General features: G+C 66.3%; 14 protein-coding genes and 1 riboswitch. Of the genes, 3 read left to right on the top strand and 11 right to left on the bottom strand.

Annotated elements, in window-relative coordinates:
- Positions 1-155: 155 nt before the first annotated feature.
- The 9 genes from QM470_RS19840 to QM470_RS19880 all read right to left on the bottom strand — a co-directional run bounded on the left by QM470_RS19840 (position 156) and on the right by QM470_RS19880 (position 12,679).
- Positions 156-2,138 (bottom strand): methyl-accepting chemotaxis protein, encoded by a 1,983-nt coding sequence (locus tag QM470_RS19840; RefSeq protein ID WP_280010856.1) that lies wholly within the window; start codon positions 2,136-2,138, stop codon positions 156-158.
- 155 nt (positions 2,139-2,293) lie between these two features.
- Complete coding sequence (gene ahcY, locus QM470_RS19845) at positions 2,294-3,724, bottom strand: adenosylhomocysteinase (RefSeq protein WP_280010855.1); 1,431 nt, start codon at positions 3,722-3,724, stop codon at positions 2,294-2,296.
- A 75-nt stretch (positions 3,725-3,799) separates the two neighbouring features.
- Positions 3,800-3,898: riboswitch (S-adenosyl-L-homocysteine riboswitch) on the bottom strand.
- Between the two features lie 26 nt (positions 3,899-3,924).
- Positions 3,925-4,632: a response regulator gene (locus QM470_RS19850; protein WP_066540035.1), complete on the bottom strand. Its 708-nt coding sequence runs from the start codon at positions 4,630-4,632 to the stop codon at positions 3,925-3,927.
- A gap of 35 nt (positions 4,633-4,667) precedes the next feature.
- A complete protein-coding gene (locus QM470_RS19855; protein WP_283340459.1) occupies positions 4,668-7,364 on the bottom strand; it encodes a DUF4118 domain-containing protein in 2,697 nt (898 codons plus the stop codon).
- A gap of 28 nt (positions 7,365-7,392) precedes the next feature.
- Positions 7,393-9,483 carry a potassium-transporting ATPase subunit KdpB gene (gene kdpB / locus QM470_RS19860; RefSeq protein ID WP_283340460.1) on the bottom strand — a complete coding sequence of 697 codons (2,091 nt, stop codon included), beginning with the start codon at positions 9,481-9,483 and terminating at the stop codon, positions 7,393-7,395.
- Between the two features lie 3 nt (positions 9,484-9,486).
- On the bottom strand, positions 9,487-10,200 hold the full coding sequence (kdpC, locus tag QM470_RS19865) for a K(+)-transporting ATPase subunit C (RefSeq protein WP_283340461.1): 714 nt from the start codon (positions 10,198-10,200) through the stop codon (positions 9,487-9,489).
- Between the two features lie 56 nt (positions 10,201-10,256).
- Positions 10,257-11,963 (bottom strand): potassium-transporting ATPase subunit KdpA, encoded by a 1,707-nt coding sequence (gene kdpA / locus QM470_RS19870; protein WP_283340462.1) that lies wholly within the window; start codon positions 11,961-11,963, stop codon positions 10,257-10,259.
- Between the two features lie 114 nt (positions 11,964-12,077).
- Positions 12,078-12,173, bottom strand: a complete 96-nt coding sequence (kdpF, locus tag QM470_RS19875; RefSeq protein WP_066540019.1) for a K(+)-transporting ATPase subunit F — start codon at positions 12,171-12,173, stop codon at positions 12,078-12,080.
- 146 nt (positions 12,174-12,319) lie between these two features.
- Positions 12,320-12,679 carry a DUF1304 domain-containing protein gene (locus QM470_RS19880; RefSeq protein WP_283340463.1) on the bottom strand — a complete coding sequence of 120 codons (360 nt, stop codon included), beginning with the start codon at positions 12,677-12,679 and terminating at the stop codon, positions 12,320-12,322.
- Positions 12,680-12,891: 212 nt separating this feature from the next.
- On the opposite strand from QM470_RS19880, the gene QM470_RS19885 reads away from it, so the two are divergent.
- Together QM470_RS19885 and QM470_RS19890 are read left to right on the top strand one after the other, a co-directional pair.
- Positions 12,892-14,520: a peptide chain release factor 3 gene (locus QM470_RS19885; RefSeq protein ID WP_272972145.1), complete on the top strand. Its 1,629-nt coding sequence runs from the start codon at positions 12,892-12,894 to the stop codon at positions 14,518-14,520.
- Positions 14,521-14,590: 70 nt separating this feature from the next.
- Positions 14,591-15,385 (top strand): HAD-IIB family hydrolase, encoded by a 795-nt coding sequence (locus QM470_RS19890; RefSeq protein ID WP_283340464.1) that lies wholly within the window; start codon positions 14,591-14,593, stop codon positions 15,383-15,385.
- A gap of 161 nt (positions 15,386-15,546) precedes the next feature.
- On the opposite strand, the gene QM470_RS19895 is transcribed toward QM470_RS19890, so the two are convergent.
- Positions 15,547-16,524 carry a Bug family tripartite tricarboxylate transporter substrate binding protein gene (locus QM470_RS19895; RefSeq protein WP_280010844.1) on the bottom strand — a complete coding sequence of 326 codons (978 nt, stop codon included), beginning with the start codon at positions 16,522-16,524 and terminating at the stop codon, positions 15,547-15,549.
- Positions 16,525-16,832: 308 nt separating this feature from the next.
- On the opposite strand from QM470_RS19895, the gene QM470_RS19900 reads away from it, so the two are divergent.
- Positions 16,833-17,270: a polyhydroxyalkanoate granule-associated phasin gene (locus QM470_RS19900; protein ID WP_283340465.1), complete on the top strand. Its 438-nt coding sequence runs from the start codon at positions 16,833-16,835 to the stop codon at positions 17,268-17,270.
- Positions 17,271-17,275: 5 nt separating this feature from the next.
- Here QM470_RS19900 and QM470_RS19905 read toward each other — a convergent pair whose 3' ends face one another.
- Positions 17,276-17,644: a hypothetical protein gene (locus tag QM470_RS19905; protein ID WP_283340466.1), complete on the bottom strand. Its 369-nt coding sequence runs from the start codon at positions 17,642-17,644 to the stop codon at positions 17,276-17,278.
- Positions 17,645-17,701 lie beyond the last annotated feature (57 nt).

Raw genomic sequence — 17,701 nt, forward strand, 5'->3', positions numbered from 1 at the left:
GACAGGCCGCTGTGTGCAGCCTGTCCCTGTTTTCCAAGCCGGTTGTGCCTGCAGCCACCGATCCTGGCCCCAAAGCACATCCAACTCTCTATGAATGGACACAAGCCGCTATCAACTTGTGCTGTGAAGGCGGGCGCATGCACCACACCTTCTCCTTATGTCAGGCGGCGCTCCCCACCGCCATGGATGCGGAAGTTGCCCACCACCTCGGCCAGCAGCCGGGCCTGCTCACGCAGGCTTTCGGCGGCGGCCGCACTTTGTTCGACCAGAGCCGCATTTTGCTGTGTCATGTCATCCAGCTGGCCCACGGCGGTATTGATTTCCGCAATGCCCTGGCTCTGCTCGCCCGCAGCAACCGAGATCTCCCCGATCACCGCATCCACCCGGACCACCGAATCCACGATCTCGTGCATCGTGGCCCCGGCCTCGCTGACCAGGCGGGCACCTTCGTCCACCTTGCCCACGCTGCTGCCGATCAGGTCCTTGATCTGCTTGGCCGCCTCGGCACTGCGCCCAGCCAGGGCACGCACCTCGCTGGCCACCACGGCAAAGCCGCGGCCCTGCTCACCGGCACGGGCGGCTTCCACCGCCGCATTCAGCGCCAGGATGTTGGTCTGGAAGGCGATGCCGTCGATCACGCCGATGATGTCGGCAATCTTGCGGCTGCTCTGGTTGATGGCATCCATGGTCTGCACCACCTGCTGCACCACCGTGCCACCGCGCCGCGCCACATCCCCGGCCGACACCGACAGCTGGCGCGCCGAATCGGCCGAACCCCGGCTGTGCGACAGCGCATCCGTCAGCTGGGCCATGGAGCCGGCCGTCTGCTGCAGGCTGCTGGCTGTCAGCTCGGTGCGGCTGCTCAGCGACTGCGTGCCGGAGGCAATCTCGCTGGTCGCCGTGGCAATCGATTCCGACGATTCCTTGACCCCGGAAATCACCTGGGCCAGTGCCCGGTCGGCGCTGCGCAGGTCTTCCAGCAGGCGGGCAAATTCATCCTTGGACACCGGTGCCTGCACCGTGCCCAGATCGCCGGCCGCAATCGCCTTGGCCGCCTGCGAAGCCTGGGCCAGGCTGGCCGCCATGCTCAGGTACACGCCCACATACAGATAGACCGAAGCGCCAATGCCCAGCGCCAGCAGCAGCACCAGCAGGTTGCGCTGGGTGGCGGCCTCGGCGCCGCGCTCGGCCAGCAGCTGGTCCAGCACTGCGCCGTTTTGCGACACCAGTGCCCAGGCCGCATCGATGGTCGGCTGGGCCGCGGTCTGCACCTCCTGCTGCGACACCGCCACCTGGTCCACCAGCGTGAAGTGCTTGCGCACATAGCCCAGCAGCTCCTTGGAGGTGGCCTTGAGCGCGTCAAAGCGCGCACCCAGCGCCTGCTGCACTGCAGCATTTGCCTGCATGGACTGCGACAACTGGGTTTCCACGCCCGAGAACGTGTCGTTCAGGCGCGCCTCGGTCACTTCGTAGAACACCTTGTCCTTGGTATCCACCACGCCACGGCTCACGTTGAGCAGCGCGTAGGCGGCAATGCGCACGGCAATGCCGGCCGTCGACGGCGTGTGGTTGGCCAGCGGGTAGCCCAGGTAGAAGATATCGGCATCCGGATCCTGTGCCAGACCGGACCGGTTGCCCAGATCGCGCATGAAGGCGTAAAGGCGTGCGTATTCGGGCGCATGGGCGGCAAAGGCCTTCTGCGCGAAGTCGGCATCGGCCGGCAGCGCGGCAATCTTGCCCTGCAGTTCCTTCCAGCCCTGCTGCAGGCCTTCGGTTTCCTTGCGCATGTCGTAGTAGCGCTGTTGCGCCGCGACGCGGGCTTCGATCTTGGCCAGCGTCTTGTCCACCACCGCCGCCTGGCGCTGGAAGGACTGCATCAGCGCCGCATCGCCGGCCTGGCCGGTGATGGCCACCCGGCGGCTTTCGATCAGCACCTGGTTCCACTCCACCAGATCGGCCATCAGCGCCACCGCGGCACGCTTGGCCTCCAGTGCCTGCACCCGCGCCTGGTAGCGCTGTGCCGCCATGGCACCCACCAGCCCCAGCATCAGCAGCAGCGGAATGCCCGCCAACAGGAATTTGGGACCCAGTCGCAAACGCGACATCAATGCCACAGCGGGCTGAAACAAACCTCTCATGACCTGGCTTCTCCTTGTTGTATGCGATCCGAAAATGAATCGGCCTCCTGTGTACGGGGCCTTGCACCCATGATTTCGGCATTCGCATGGCAAGCTGAAGTCAAGCCCGCAGGTCATGCACCGTGGCAGCCAACGGCTGCCACGGCCTCCGCCCATCAATAACGGTAGGTTTCAGGCTTGTAAGGGCCTTCCTTCTTGACGCCGATATAGGCGGCCTGGGCTTCGGTCAGCTCGGTCAGCTGGGCACCGACCTTCTTCAGGTGCAGGCGTGCCACCTTCTCGTCCAGCACCTTGGGCAGCACATAGACCTTGCCGACTTCGTAGGCGTCGGGGCGGGTGAACAGCTCGATCTGGGCCAGGGTCTGGTTGGCGAAGGAGTTGGACATCACGAAGCTGGGGTGGCCGGTGGCGCAGCCCAGGTTCACCAGACGGCCCTTGGCCAGCAGGATGATCTTCTTGCCGTCCGGGAAGGTGATGTGGTCGACCTGGGGCTTGATTTCTTCCCACTCGTACTTCTCGATCGAAGCGACGTCGATTTCGTTGTCGAAGTGACCGATGTTGCAGACGATGGCTTCATCCTTCATCGCCAGCATGTGCTCGTGGCGGATGATGTCCTTATTGCCGGTGGTGGTCACGAAGATGTCGCACTTGTCGGCGGCATATTCCATGGTCACGACCTTGTAGCCTTCCATCGAGGCCTGCAGGGCGTTGATCGGGTCGATCTCGGTCACCCACACCTGGGCGCGCAGCGCGGACAGGGCCTGGGCGCAGCCCTTGCCCACGTCACCGTAGCCGGCCACCACGGCCACCTTGCCGGCGATCATCACGTCGGTGGCGCGCTTGATACCGTCCACCAGCGATTCGCGGCAGCCGTACAGGTTGTCGAACTTGGACTTGGTGACCGAGTCGTTCACGTTGATGGCACGGAACAGCAGGCTGCCGTTGGCCGACATTTCGTTCAGGCGGTGCACGCCGGTGGTGGTTTCTTCGGTCACACCCAGGATCTGGGCCGACTTGCGGCTGTACCAGGTGGGGTCCACGGCCAGCTTGGCCTTGATGGCGGCGAAGACGATCTTCTCTTCTTCCGAACCGGGGTTGGCCAGCACGGACAGGTCCTTCTCGGCCTTCTTGCCCAGGTGCATCAGCATGGTGGCATCGCCGCCATCGTCCAGAATCATGTTGGGGCCTTCGTTGTCGGTGCCGGCAGCGCCGAATTCGAAGATGCTGTGGGTGTAATCCCAGTAGTCCTTCAGCGATTCGCCCTTGATCGCGAACACCGGCACGCCGGTTTCAGCGATGGCGGCCGCTGCGTGGTCCTGGGTCGAGAAGATGTTGCACGACGCCCAGCGCACCTGTGCGCCCAGTGCGGTCAAGGTCTCGATCAGCACGGCCGTCTGGATCGTCATGTGCAGCGAACCGGTGATGCGGGCACCCTTCAGCGGCAGGGCGGCTGCGAATTCCTCGCGCACAGCCATCAGGCCGGGCATCTCGGTTTCGGCGATCTTGATTTCCTTGCGACCCCAGGCGGCCAGGGAAATGTCGGTGATGGCCGAATCGGCAGGGTTGAAGCGCACAGCAGCGTTCATGGTTTTCTCCAAAAATTGAATGAAAAACCACGTTCTGAGGCAGAGGGGAAAAATACCGTCTCACCGCACAGAAAGCGTGGGTGAGCGTCGTTGCGGGATGAAATCCGAGCCTCACGCCCCGCTGACGCCCCGCGGGTGGCGGGGCTGGGGAACGCTGCAACGCTCCTCGGATGAGCGGCGATTATACCGGCACTGACCGGTCAGGCCGCCAGACCGACCAGCCGATACCCGACCTGCAGCTCGGTCACCAGGTGCGCCGGCTGCGCAGGGTCCTGCTCCAGCTTCTGCCGCAGATTGGCCATGTGCACGCGCAGATAGTGGGGCCGGTCCAGGTATTCCGCCCCCCAGACCTGCAGCAGCAGCTGGCGGTGCGTCAGCACCTTGCCGTGGCCGGCAACCAGGGCCGCCAGCAGGCGGAACTCGATCGGGGTCAGGTGCACCGGCACCCCGTCGCGCACCACATCGTGCGCCGCCAGGTCCACGGTCACGCTGCCAAAGCGTGCACTGGTGCCAGGCTTGTCGGTGGCCGACGCCTGCTGGCGGCGCCGCAGCATCGCACGCAGGCGCGCCAGCAGCTCGGGCACGCCAAACGGCTTGGTCAGGTAGTCGTCCGCACCGGCATCCAGTGCCGCCACCTTCTCCTCTTCCCGCTCGCGGGCGGACAGCACCAGAATCGGCAGCAGACTCCAGCCGCGCAGCTCGGCAATCACGGTCTTGCCATCGGCATCGGGCAGCCCCAGGTCCAGCACCACAGCGTCGGGCTGGCGGCTGGCGGCCTCGATCAGGCCGCGCTTGGCGGTCTCGGCTTCGAAGACCTGCCAGCCTTCGTCCTCCAGCGCCAGGCGCACAAAGCGGCGGATGCTGGCATCGTCTTCGATCAGCAGAATGCGGGGGGCGACGGTCGTCATGTTCGGGTTTGCGGGTGGTGCACGGGATTGTCGGCTCAATCGTCCATGGATGGCTGCTCGGGCACCGGCAGGCGCACGCGAAAGACCGCTCCCGGCCCGGGCTCTGCCGCTGCCACTTCCAGACGGCCGCCATGGGCCTGCACGATGCGCAACGCCAGGGCCAGCCCCAGCCCCATGCCAAACACGGCGCTCTCCGACTGTCCGCGGGTAAAGGGCTCGAACAGCTGCTGCGCCGACAGGTGGGCGGGCAGGCCCGGGCCGGCATCCTGCACGCTCAGCACACAGTCTCCGCCCTCCACTCCCGCGGCCACGGTGATCGCCGTGCCTGCAGGGGTGTATTTGATGGCGTTGTCCAGCAAATTGACCAGCACGCGCTCCATCAGCACGGCGTCCAGCTCCAGCAAGGGCAGACCGGCTGGCAACGCCGTGTGCAGCACATGCCCGGCCAGGCGCTCGCGCATCTGCGCCAGGGCGCTGCCCACCAGTTCGTCCACCGGCAGCCACTCGCGCTGCAGGTGGACGCCGCCTTGCTGCAGCCGCGCCATGGCCAGCAGGTTGTCCACCAGCTGCTGCAGGGCCTGCGCCTGGTTGCGGATCTGCACCAGCATGTGCTGCACCGGCCCCTGCGGCGCATGGGGCAGTGCAGCCTGGGCCGCCCCCAGAATGCCGGTCAGCGGGGTGCGCAGGTCGTGCGACACGGCGGAGAGCAAGGTATTGCGCATGCGCTCGCCTTCCATGGCGATCTGGGTCTGCTGCGCCACGTCCACAAAATGCACCCGCTCCAGCGCCAGCGCAATCTGGCTGGCACAGGCATCGAGCAGGCGGCGCTCTTCGGGCACCCGCAGCTTCTGCGGTGCGCTCAGCTGCAGCACCAGCACGCCGCGGGAGCGCACGGGCGCCATCAGCGGCACATACAGCGCGGGCGCGGCGGCCAGGGTGTCCGTTCCCTGGCCCGCCATCTGGCCATGCTCCATGCTCCAGCGGCCCACGCTGGCATCGATGGCGCATTCGCTGCCCTGCGCCAGCTGCAACTGCTCATCGGCATCGGGCAGCAGCAAGCCGGTCTGTGCACCAAAGACGCCGGAAATCGTGGTCAGCGCAATCTGCGTGACCTGCTGCTGCGTCAATGCGCCCGACAGATCCCGCGCCAGCCTGGCCAGTGCGCCGGCACGCCGTTCGCGCTCGGCGGCCACCCGCGCCTCATGGCGCAGGCGCGCCGTCAGCTGGCCGCAGACCAGGGCCACGCCCAGCATCAGACAGAAGGTGAACAGGTATTGCGTGTCGTTGACGCTGAACGAATTGCGCGGTGGCACAAAGTAGAAGTCGAACAGCAGCACCGACAGCAGGGCCGCCCAGGCCCCGGGGCCGCGCCCCCAGCGCACGGCCGACAGCACCACCACCAGCAGAAACAGCATGACCACATTGGCCGGGTCAAACACCTGCAGCAGCAGCTCGGCCAGCGCCGTCGCGGCCAGGCAGGCCAAGGTCACGCCCCCATAGCCCTTCCAGGGAATCGCCTGCTCCCGCGCCACGGGAAAGCGCAGGCTGCTGTCAGGCTTGACCTTTTTGACGGACAGCAGCAGCACATCGAGACCGGGGTCCAGCATGGCGATCTGCTCCGACAGGCTGGGCGGACGCCAGGGCAGCCAGCGGATCCAGGGTTGGTGCACCCGCGCCAGCACCAGGTGGCTGGCATTGCGCTCGCGCGCAAAGTCCACCAGGGCCTGCGCCACCTGCGCACCCGGAATGGTGGCGGTTTCCGCCCCCAGGCGGGCAGCCAGCGCCAGGGTCTTGAGCACGGCCTCCTGCGCCGCCCGGGGACGGTGCTGGCGCTGCGGGGCATCCACATAGACCACCACCCAGTCGGCTTCCAGCCGCCGTGCCAGGCGAGCCACCTGGCGCACCAGGGCATCGTCACCGGCGCGGCCGCCCACGCCCACCAGCAGGCGCTCGCGCGTGGGCCAGACATCGCCGATGGCGCGTTCGCGCCGGTAGTCGCGCATGTCTTCATCGACCCGGTCGGCCGTGCGGCGCAGCGCCAGCTCGCGCAGCGCCAGCAGATTGCCCTGCCGGAAGAAATTGCGCGAAGCCCGTTCGGCCTGCTCCAGCGGATAGACCTTGCCCGCCTTCAGGCGCTTGAGCAGCTCTTCCGGGGGAATGTCGACGACGATGACCTCATCGGCATCGTCGAACAGGTGGTCGGGCACGGTCTCATGGACCTGGATGCCCACGATGCCGCTCACCACATCGTTCAGGCTCTCCAGGTGCTGGACGTTGAGCGTGGTCCAGACCTCGATGCCCGCCTCCAGCAGCTCCTGCACATCCTGCCAGCGCTTGGGGTGGCGCGAACCGGCGACATTGCTGTGCGCCAGCTCGTCCAGCAGCAGCACGTCCGGGTGGCGTGCCAGGGCGGCGTCCAGATCGAACTCGGTCAGTTGCTTACCCTGGTAGTTCAGCGGGCGCCGCGGCAGCAGTTCCAGGTCATGCAGCTGCTGCTCGGTCTCGGCGCGGCCATGTGTTTCCACCAGCCCCACCAGCACGCCACGCCCGGCCTGCCGCTCGCGCTGCGCGGCCGCCAGCATGGCGTAGGTCTTGCCCACTCCGGCGTTGGAGCCGAAGTAGATGCGCAGCTTGCCGCGCCCGGCCTGGGCCTGCTGGGCCTGCAGCTGGGCCACCAGGACATCGGGATCCGGACGCACAGGCGCGGAGCTGGTGCTGGGTGTCAATGGCATCGTGCAGTCATTGTCGAAGATTTCGATGTCATACCAGCCCCAGCGCGGTCAGCAACAGATCGATCAGCTTGATGCCGACAAACGGCACGATCAGCCCGCCCAGTCCGTAGATCAGCAGGTTGCGGCGCAGCAGGATGGCGGCGCCCACGGCGCGGTACTGCACGCCCCGCAAGGCCAGCGGCACCAGGGCGATGATGATCAGCGCATTGAAGATCACCGCGCTCAGGATGGCGGAGTCCGCGCTGTGCAGCTGCATCACATTGAGCGAGGCCAGCTGCGGGTAGGTGCCCACAAAGGCCGCCGGAATGATGGCGAAATACTTGGCCACATCGTTGGCAATGCTGAAGGTGGTCAGCGCCCCCCGCGTCATCAGCATCTGCTTACCGGTTTCCACCACCTCGATCAGCTTGGTCGGGTTGCTGTCCAGGTCCACCATATTGCCGGCTTCTTTCGCCGCCTGGGTGCCGCTGTTCATGGCCACGGCCACATCGGCCTGTGCCAGGGCCGGCGCATCGTTGGTGCCATCCCCGGTCATGGCCACCAGCCGGCCTGCCGCCTGGTGCGAGCGGATCAGCTGCAGCTTGTCCTCGGGCCGGGCTTCGGCCAGGTAATCGTCCACCCCGGCTTCGGCGGCAATTGCAGCGGCCGTCAGCGGGTTGTCGCCAGTCACCATCACCGTCTGTATGCCCATGCGGCGCAGCTCGGCAAAGCGCTCGCGCATGCCGGGCTTGACCACATCCTTGAGCTCGATCACGCCCAGCACCCGTGCGCCATCGGCCACCACCAGCGGCGTGCTGCCCTTGCGCGAGACGTTGTCCACCGACAGCTGCACCGAAGCGGGAAAGCTGCCGCCCAGCGCCTCGACATGCCGGCGCACGGCATCCGCGGCCCCCTTGCGCAGGCTGCGCTCCCCTTGCGAGCCCTGCAGATCCACGCCGCTCATGCGCGTCTGTGCCGTGAAGGGCACGAACACGCCCGGAAAGTCTGCGCTGCGGCGCTCCGGCAGGCCATGGCGCTCCCTGGCCAGGGACACCACGCTGCGGCCTTCCGGGGTTTCATCGGCCAGCGAGGCCAGCTGGGCCGCTTCGGCCAGCTGCGCGCCGGTCACGCCCGGGGCGGGCAGGAACTCGCTGGCCTGGCGGTTGCCCAAGGTGATGGTGCCGGTCTTGTCCAGCAGCAGCACATCCACGTCACCGGCCGCCTCCACGGCCCGACCCGAGGTGGCGATGACATTGGCCTGCATCATGCGGCTCATGCCCGCCACGCCAATGGCCGACAGCAGGCCGCCGATCGTGGTCGGAATCAGGCAGACCAGCAGCGCAATCAGCACCGCCATGCCGACCACCGACCCGGTGCCGGCCTGTGCCACCGCGAAAGCCGAGAACGGCCACAAGGTGACAATGACCAGCAGAAACACCAGCGTCAGCCCCACGAGCAGGATCGTCAGCGCCATTTCATTCGGCGTCTTCTGGCGCTTGGCCGACTCGACCATGGAAATCATGCGGTCCAGAAACGACTCGCCGGGATTGACCGTGACCTCCACCACCAGCCAGTCCGACAGCACCCGCGTGCCGCCGGTCACGGACGAGAAGTCGCCGCCGGCCTCGCGGATCACGGGGGCCGATTCGCCGGTGATCGCACTTTCGTCCACCGAGGCCACACCGTCGATCACCGTGCCATCGAGGGCGATGGTGTCACCCGCCTCCACATAGATCACTACCCCCTTGCGCAGCTCGCTGGCGCGTATCGGAATCCACGCACTGCCCACCTGCGGCTGCTGCAGCACCTTGGCCACGGTGTCCCGCTTCATGCCGCGCAGGCTGGCCGCCTGGGCGCGGCTGCGCCCCTCGGCCAAGGCCTCGGCAAAGTTGGCAAACAGCACGGTGAACCACAGCCACAGTGCGATCGCCAGCACCAATCCATCGCTCTGGCCATCCGGCGCCAGCAGGCCCTGTCCCCACAGCAGACTGGTCAGTACAGCCCCCAGGTAGACCACAAACATCACCGGGTTGGCCCACTGCGTGCGCGGTGAGAGTTTGCGCACCGCATCCCACAGCGCCGACTTCACCAGCCGGGCATCCAGCAGGCTGTGGCCTGCCCCCATTTTCTGAGCACGCATGGCTTACTCCTTCCCCGGTTGGTGGCTGGGCTGCAGGGCATCCAGCGCCAGATTGAGCTGCAGCACCTGCACCCGCGGCTCGCCCAGCACCCCCAGGCTGCGCGGTGCAGTGGCCTGTTCCACCAGGGCCTGCACGCGTTCCGGCGGCATCTGGCGTGCCTGCGCCACGCGGGGAAGCTGCAGCAGGGCATTGGCCAGCGAGATGTGCGGATCCAGCCCCGAGGCCGAGGCCGTGACCGCATCCACCGGCACGGCGGCGTCCGCCGCCAGGCCGTTGTCGGCCCGGTACTGCGCCACGCGCTGTGCCACGGCCGCTGACAGATCCTGGTGCGTCACCCCCTGGTTGCTGGCACCCGAGAGGCCGGCGTTGTAGGGGGCGGGAATGCTGGCCCCTTCCTGCTGCGGATCCGGGGCCATGGTGGCGCTGGGGCGGCCATGGAAGTACTGCGCCCCGGTGAACTGCTGGCCGATCAGGGCCGAACCCACGATCTGCCCCTGGCGCTTCACCAGGCTGCCATGGGCCGCCAGGGGAAACAGCGCCTGTGCCACCCCGGTGGTCAGCAGGGGATAGGCAATGCCCGAGACCACCATCACCAGCACGGCAGCGCGCACGCTGCTGCCCAGCAACCGGGACCAGGAGGCAGCTGGCGCCTCCGTCTGCGCTGCGGCATGGTGTGGCACCACGGCAGCGGAAAGCGTTTGATTCAATGTTTTCATGGTTTGCTCCGGGGTCTGCCGCCACGCATGGCAGCAGACCGTTGGCAGGATGGGCGTTATGCGTACAGCTGGCCGACCAGCATTTGCAGATGCTCGATCACCGGGCCCAGCGCCAGCGCCGGCAGAAAGGTGAGGCCGCCCACCACCAGCACGACAAACACCAGCAGCCCCATGAACAGCGGCGTGGCCGTCGGGAACGTGCCGGGGCCGGCGGGGACCGTGGCCTTGGCGGCCAGGCTGCCGGCGACGGCCAGCATGGGCAGCAGCGTCAGAAAGCGCCCTGCCAGCATGGCCAGGCCGATGGTGGTGTTGAAGAACGGCGTGTTGGCGTTCAGCCCGGCAAAGGCCGATCCGTTGTTGGCCGTGGCCGAGGCATAGGCGTAGAGGATTTCCGAGAAACCGTGCGGGCCGCGGTTGTTGAGGCTGGCGGCCGCATCGGGCCAGAGCACGGCCAGTGCCGTGAAGCCCAGGATGCAGGCCGGCGGCACCAGCACCGCCAGCATGACCAGCTTGATCTCGCGCACCTCGATCTTCTTGCCCAGGAATTCGGGGGTCCGCCCGATCATCATGCCGGCCAGAAACACCGTGAGAATGGCGTACTGGATCAGGTTGATCAGGCCCACGCCGTCTCCGCCAAACACACAGTTGAGCATCATCTGCGCCAGCGGCGTGAGGCTGCCCAGCGGGGTCAGCGAGTCATGCATGGCGTTGACCGAACCCGTGGTGGCGGCCGTGGTGACGGTGACAAACAGGGCCGTGTCGGCAATTCCGAAACGCAGCTCCTTGCCCTCCATGTTGCCGCCGGACTGGGTCGGACTCCACTGCTGGTCGGCACCTGCCCGGGCCAGCAGCTGGCTGCCCTGCTGCTCGGCCACGAACACCAGGCTCAGAAAGCCGATGAACATCACCATGCAGGCCGCAAACAGCACCCAGCCCTGCTTGCGGCGCAGCAGCATGGCGCCGAAGGCATAGGTCATGCCCGCCGGGATCAGCAGCATCGCCAGCATGTGCAGCAGATTGGTCAGCGGCGTCGGGTTCTCGAACGGGTGGGCCGCATTCATGCTGAAGAAGCCGCCACCATTCGTGCCCAGGTGCTTGATGCTTTCCAGGCTGGCCACCGGACCCACCAGCAGCTGCTGTCTGGCACCTTCCAGCGTGGTCGCCACGGCTTCGGTGTGCAGGGTCTGCGGAATGCCCTGCCACACATAGACCAGCGCCAGCAGGAAGGACAGTGGCAGCAGCACGCGCCAGAACACGCGCACGAAGTCCACCCAGAAATTGCCGATGTCCTGGGCACTCGAACGGGCCAGACCGCGCACAAAGCCCGCACCGGCCGCCACCCCCGTGGTCGCCCCGGCAAACATCAGAAAGGTGATGACCACCATCTGCGTGGCATTGCTCAGGCTGTTCTCGCCCGCGTACGCCTGCCAGTTGGTATTGGTGATGAAGGAGGCGGCGGTGTTGAAGGCCAGATCGGGGGCCTGCGCCGCAATCGCCAGCGGGTTCAGCGGCAGGCTGCCCTGCAGCCGCAGCAGCAGATAGCCCAGCAGCATCATCACGGCATTGCTCAGCACCAGGGCTGCGCCATAGCGCTGCCAGCCCATGCGCTCCTGCGGATTCACGCCCATGGCGCGATAGCTCAGCCGCTCCAGCCACCCATGGTGTTCGCTGGTAAAGCAGCGGGCCAGCCACTTGCCCATGGGAATGGTCAGCAAGGTTGCCGCCGTCAGCACGGCGGCAAATTCCATCCAGGGTAACCACATGGTGTCCCCCTTTCAGAGGCGCGCCAGAGCGCGCACCAGGCCCAGCAGTCCGACAAAGCAGACCACCGTCAGGCTCACAAAAATCAGGTCTTGCAGCACGTGCATGGCAGCCCCTCAGAATTTCTCGGGGCGCAGCAGCGCATAGCCCAAATAGGCAAACAGCCCCAGCGCCACCGCGGCGGCCAGGGCTTCGATCCAGTGCATGGTCATTTCATTTCCTCCCGCAAGCTGTTCAATCAGCCTGATTGCGATGGAGAAAATGTAGAAATGCCCCCGTCAAGAACGGGTAGAGATTGCCGTCTGCGGTATCAAGATGGCATCAAGACCGCGCCACAGCGGTCGTCTTCGCAGCCGGGTCAGTGCCACCCGCCCAGCAGCAAGGCCAGTGCGGCGGGGACCGCCTGTATCCACAGGATCTTGCGGCTGGCGGTGGCTGCGCCATACAGCCCCGCCACCAGCACGCAGCCCAGAAAGAAGCGCTGCACCGCCAGGCCTTCGGCGCCCCCCCACCACAGCCCCCACAGCAGTCCTGCGGCTAGAAATCCGTTGTACAGCCCCTGGTTGGCGGCGAGGGTCTTGGTCGCCTGGGCCTGCTCGAGCGACATGCCGAATGCGCGCCGGCCTGCGGGCTTGTCCCACAGAAACATCTCCAGCACCAGGATGTACAGGTGCAGCAGTGCGATCAAGGCAGTCACCACAGTCGCGGCCAGGGCCATGGAAATCTCCAGCAAGGGCAATCGGGCCTGCAGTATGGCGGATAAGCGCCGCCCAGGCACCTCTTCTCTGCGCTGCAGGCCTGCCCCCATGCCTGCAGCGCTTTGCCGCCAAAGTTAAAATGGAGGGCTTCAGGCCCTCTGCCATGCTGGCAGACCCATGGCCGCCCTTCTATCCTGGCCGGCCCGCCCTGCCTTCACGCGCACTCAATACCGTGTCATACGCCTCAGAAACCCGGCGCCGTCGTACGTTCGCCATCATCTCCCACCCGGACGCGGGCAAGACCACGCTGACCGAAAAGCTGCTGCTGTTCTCGGGCGCGATCCAGATTGCCGGCGCCGTCAAGGGACGCAAGGCCTCGCGCCACGCCACCTCCGACTGGATGGAGATCGAAAAGCAGCGCGGCATCTCGGTGGCATCGTCGGTGATGCAGATGAGCTACCGCGACCATGTGATCAACCTGCTCGACACCCCCGGCCACAAGGACTTCTCGGAAGACACCTACCGCGTGCTGACCGCCGTGGACTCGGCGCTGATGGTGATCGATGCGGCCAACGGTGTGGAATCGCAGACCCGCCGCCTGATCGAAGTCTGCCGCCAGCGCCACACGCCCATCATCACCTTCGTCAACAAGTTTGACCGGGAAGTGCGCGATCCGCTGGACATCATGGACGAAGTCGAGCGCGAACTGGGCATGCCCTGCTGCCCCATCACCTGGCCCGTGGGCCAGGGCAAGTCCTTTGGCGGCATCATCAATCTGCGCACGCAGAGCATGACGGTGTTCACGCCCGGCAGCGACCGCGGCCCCAAGGACTTTGAAGTCATTCCGCTGAGCGAAGGCGACAAGCTGCGCGCACGCTTTGGCAAGGCGTTCGACGATGCCCTGGAATCCATGGAACTGGCCGTGGGCGCCTCGGCCGAGTGGGACCATGAGGCTTTCCTGGCAGGCAAGCTGACCCCGGTGTTCTTCGGCTCCGGTGTGAACAACTTCGGTGTGATGGAAGTGCTGGACGCCGTGGTCGACATGTCGCCCCCGCCCGGCCAGCGCATTGCCTTCACCGAAGTGAACCGCACCCGCGAAGAGCGCGTGGTCAAGCCCGAAGACAGCGGCTTCTCGGGCGTGGTCTTCAAGGTGCAGGCCAATATGGACAGCAACCACCGCGACCGCATTGCGTTCGTGCGCGTGGCGTCCGGCAAGTACACCCCCGGCATGAAGATGAAGGTGCAGCGCACGGGCAAGGAACTGCGCCCCACCTCCGTGGTCACCTTCATGTCACAACGCCGCGAGGCGGTGGATGAGGCCTATGCCGGCGACATCATCGGCTTCACCATCCACGGTGGCGTGCAGCTGGGCGACTCGATCACCGACGGCCCCAGCCTGCAGTTCACCGGTCTGCCGTTCTTCGCACCGGAAATGTTCATGACCGTGGTGCTGAAGAACCCGCTGCGCACCAAGCAGCTGCAGCAAGGCCTGATGCAGCTGGGTGAAGAAGGCGCGATCCAGGTGTTCAAGCCCGATGTGGGCGGCAACATGCTGCTGGGCGCGGTCGGTCAGCTGCAGTTTGAAGTGGTGCAGCACCGTCTGAAGACCGAATACGACTGCGACGTGCGCCTGGAAGGCTGCCAGTACACCGGCGCCCGCTGGATCACGGCCGACTCCCCGGCCGAGCTGCGCGAGTTCGAAAACGCCTACCCCCTGCGCCTGGCGCACGATGCCGCCGACACGCTGGCCTATCTGTGCACCAGCCCGTATGACGTGCGCCTGGCGCAGGAGCGCTTCCCCAAGATCCACTTCCACCCCCTGCGCGAGCATGCGGGCCTGGCCCTGGGTTCCGCGCACTGACCGCCGCTGACATGCGCGACACAGCCCGCATCTGCCAGGCACATGCGGGCTGGTTTATTTGGATAGAACTGTGAGCCAAGAATTTCTGCAACCCTTGTCGGCACTGCCGGTTCCCGCGAACGTGCTGGGCGTGCTGACCGATATCGACGACACCCTGACCACCGAGGGCGTGGTGCCTGCCCATGTGGTGGCAGCCATCGCCCGCCTCAAGGCGGCCGGCCTGAAGGTCGTGCCCATCACCGGCCGCCCTGTGGGCTGGAGCGTGCCATTTGCATCGGCCTGGCCGGTGGATGCCATCGTGGCCGAGAACGGTGCCGTGGCGCTGCGCCGCAACGGCCAGGGCGGGCTGGACAAGCTCTACCAGCAGGACGAAGACAGCCGGGCCCACAACTTTGCGCGCATGCAGGAAGTGCTGAGCCAGATCGAGTCCACGGTGCCCGGTGCCAGCCGTGCCACCGATTCCATGGGCCGTGAATGCGATATCGCCGTGGACCACAGCGAGTTCACCCACATGCCGCAGGCGCAGATCGACCAGTGCGTGCAGATCATGAAGGCGGCCGGCATGAACGCCACCGTCAGCTCCATCCACATCAATGGCTGGTTCGGCGCACACAACAAGCTGGAAGGTGCGCGCTGGATCGTGCGCGAGCTGTTCGACATCGATCTGGACGCCACGCTGGGCCAGTGGATCTACATCGGCGACTCCACCAACGACCAGCTGATGTTCCAGAACGTTCCGCTGTCCGTGGGCGTGGCCAATATTGCGCGCTTCGTGCCGCAGCTGCACCACCTGCCGCGCTATGTGACCACTGCCGAGCGCGGCGACGGTTTTGTGCAGCTGGCCGACCACATCCTGGCGGCATAGACAGCGCTGGCGCGGGGGACCGGCCGACACAGCCCTCCCACGCCAGCACCGTGGGTGCCAACAAAAAAGCCCGCAGCACCAGGTCTGCGGGCTTTTTCATTGCAGCGCTCCGGCCTTGCACCGTCCGGAGCGGGCCCCGGTGCAATGCCGTGCTTCCAGCGTCAGTCGATGCTGACCTTGGCGGTCTCGATCACCTTCTTGTACATGGCCGTGTCCTTGTCGATCAGGGCCTGGAACTGCGCGGGCGTGCTGCCGACGGCGCCAAAGCCCAGCTGCTCCAGCTTGTTCTTCACCTCGGGCGACTGCACGGCCTCGGCGATGGTCCTGGACAGCTTGTCGACGATGGGCTGGGGCGTGCCCTTGGGGGCCAGCAGACCGACCCAGGAATTCATCACAAAGCCGGGAAAGCCCGACTCCTCCATGGTGGGCACATTCGGCTCACCGGGCCAGCGCTGCTTGGACGCCACGGCCAGCACCTTGATCTTGCCACTCTTGGCATGCGGCATGGGCACCAGCGCAGGGTCAAACAGCACATCCACCTGGCCGCTCATCAGGTCGGACAGAATCGGGGCGCTGCCGTTGTAGGGCACATGCTGGGCGTTCAGGCCATTTTCCTGGGTGAAGCGCGCGCCGATCATGTGGGCACTGGCGCCGGTGCCGCTGGAGGCGTAGTTCAGCGGGTGGGTCTTGCCATACTCGGCCAGCTCCTTGGCGCTCTTCACCGGCAGCTTGTTGGCGGCAAACAGGAACATCGGCAGATCGGCCATGTGGCTCACGGCCACGAAGTCCGTGGGCTTGTAAGGCAGCTTCTTGTACAACGACATGTTCACCGTGTAAGCGGCCAGCACGCTCACAAAACTGTAGCCGTCTGCGGGGGCGCGGGCCAGTTGCGTCACCCCGATGGTGCTGTTGGCACCTGGGCGGTTTTCCACGATCACGGGCTGGCCCAGCTTCTTGCTGACGGCATCGAACACCGTGCGGCTGACGATGTCGGTCGATCCACCCGGGGTGTAGGGCACGGTCAGCTTGATGGGCTTGGTGGGCCACTGGGCCGGGTCCTGCGCCAGCGCCAGGCCGGTGCTGCAGGCGGCTGCGGCGGCGATTGCGCCCAGGGTGAGCGTGCGGAAAGTGAATGCCATGTCTCTGTCTCTCTTATCGGGTGGCCGGCCGCTGTCCCTATAGACGGCGGCAATGTCATTTTTCTTATTAAGAAATGACATTTCAAATGTAGAACTGCGCCAAAGCACCGCCATTGCGGGCAATCCCCTAGAAGGCGTCGCCTAGGCGTCAACCCACGGCGACACCACCCGCTTTATGGTGGACAGGGTGCTCCCTGCTCTCTCTGCGCCTGCGCATTCCCGTGCAGCCCCCCATTCCCGACATTCCCAACGGCCATGCACGGCAGCTCCGCCGCTGCGTGCCACACTGGTTTCAGGAGGTGATTCCCATGGCATCCGCTTCTCGACGCGCCACCGTCCAGGCGCAACAAAAAGTCCTCGATCTGGGCATTGCCGCCCCCCAGGTGGTGGCGCACCGCCTGGCGCGCATGGCCCTGGCGGGGCCGGTGCCCAGTGCGCGGGACCAGAAAGAGTTCACCGGCATGGTGCTGGAAAAGCAGATGGCGTTTGCCCAGTCATGGTGGGCCGCCTGGAATGCCATGCTGCAAGGCCCGTGGAGCATGGCCTGGTCGACCTGGCAGACCGCGCTGTCCGGCGGCATGCTGGGTGGCTCGCCCTGGGCGATGTGGAAGCTGACCGAGCGCAGCAGCGCACCGGTGGCCAAGGTGGTGAATGCCGCGCTGACCCCCATTGAACGCAAGGCCAGCAGCAACGCCCGGCGACTGGCACGCACGCCCCTGGTGGGCAAGCCGCGCAAGCGCAGCTGAGCGCGTTACGGGCGCGGCGGCGCCTCTTGTGTCTCTTGCGCCTCCTCTGCCTTCTGCGCTTCCCAATCGGCATCGCAGCCCGCGCCCGCCGCAATCCAGCGCCGCGCCAGCCGGGCCACCAGGCGCACGGCCCAGGGCTGCTGCCAGCCCAGCACCGCGCCCGGATCGCTCACCATGCCGCAGCGGTAGTGCTGCCCCGCTTCGTCCCACTGCAGGGCCTTGCAGGCCCCGGTGCGGCGGCGCGACACCAAGATGCCCAGCGGACAGGGCTCGGCCAGACAGCACAGTCCGCAGCCATTGCACGCTGCGCCCATGGCCGGCTTGGGCGGTGCGGCAGGCTGCAGGTAGATGGTGCGCTGTTCAGGGGCGGTCATGGTGGGCGGGATTGTCGCCTGGGTGGCGCCTGTGCATGCGCCGCATGTTCCACAGGT

The organism is Comamonas sp. 17RB, assembly GCF_030056555.1.
Classification (GTDB): domain Bacteria; phylum Pseudomonadota; class Gammaproteobacteria; order Burkholderiales; family Burkholderiaceae_C; genus Comamonas; species Comamonas terrigena.